This is a genomic window from Ruoffia halotolerans (assembly GCF_014049385.1).
GTDB lineage: Bacteria > Bacillota > Bacilli > Lactobacillales > Aerococcaceae > Ruoffia > Ruoffia halotolerans.
This window is the reverse complement of the sequence record NZ_JACAOA010000071.1, coordinates 1-865: the sequence shown is the minus strand read 5'-3', so window position 1 is coordinate 865 and position 865 is coordinate 1. Positions and strand designations below refer to the sequence as shown.

Sequence of the window (865 nt, the reverse complement as noted above, 5' to 3'; positions counted from 1 at the left end):
CCTCCGTACCTGGCGTTTCGTTTCCTGGTTCATCTGTTCCTGGAATGTCGTTACCTGGTTCGTCTGTTCCTGGCGTTTCGTTTCCTGGTTCATCTTTTCCTGGCGTTTCGTTTCCTGGTTCGCCGCTGTCTGAATTACAAATTTCACATAATTCTTTGATATTAAAGATGACTTTTGTTGAATTGTCTGTGTAGGTCACAACTACATCACCATTGTTTATTATAGTTATGTTTTGCACAACTTTACCATCATGATTAGAAGGTATTTCTACAATTGATCCATCGTTAAAGACAATAACTACATTTCCTGATTCATTAACATACTGATTGATAATTGAAATTGAATTACCATCTGCTCCTGGTGGGATTACTGTAATTGTCCCGTCACTAAATTTAATGATCGTATTTCCATTTTTATCAGTATGTTGTTCAATTATAGTTATTGATTCGCCATCTTGGCCGTCTCTAACATAGATTTCTTCTGCTTCACCAGTCTCAGGGTTAGTAATAATGATAGTATATCCTGGATTTTCTGGATCTTCACTTGGTACAACTTCGATATTCGGAGTCTGTCCGTCTTCACCGTCACGGACTGTATTACGGCTAACTTCGTTGCCTTCTGGGTCTACAACAATAATGTCATACGTGCCATCACCATTGTCTTCAACATGGATTGTGTTGCCATCTTGACCGTCAACACCGTCTTCACCATCTTGGCCGTCTCTAACAAAGATTTCTTCTGTTTCACCAGTCTCAGGGTTAGTAATGATGATTGTATATCCTGGGTTTTCTGCGTCTTCACTTGGTACAACTTCGATATTCGGAGTCTGTCCGTCTTCACCATCTTTACCATCTTTACCATCTTT

The 865-nt window shown here is 39.7% G+C and carries 1 protein-coding gene; it reads right to left on the bottom strand.

Going from position 1 to position 865, the window contains the following annotated elements; all coding sequences use genetic code 11:
- Positions 1 to 865: collagen-flanked surface repeat-containing protein (locus tag HW423_RS10955; RefSeq protein ID WP_456238833.1), on the bottom strand; the 865-nt coding region annotated here is incomplete at both ends.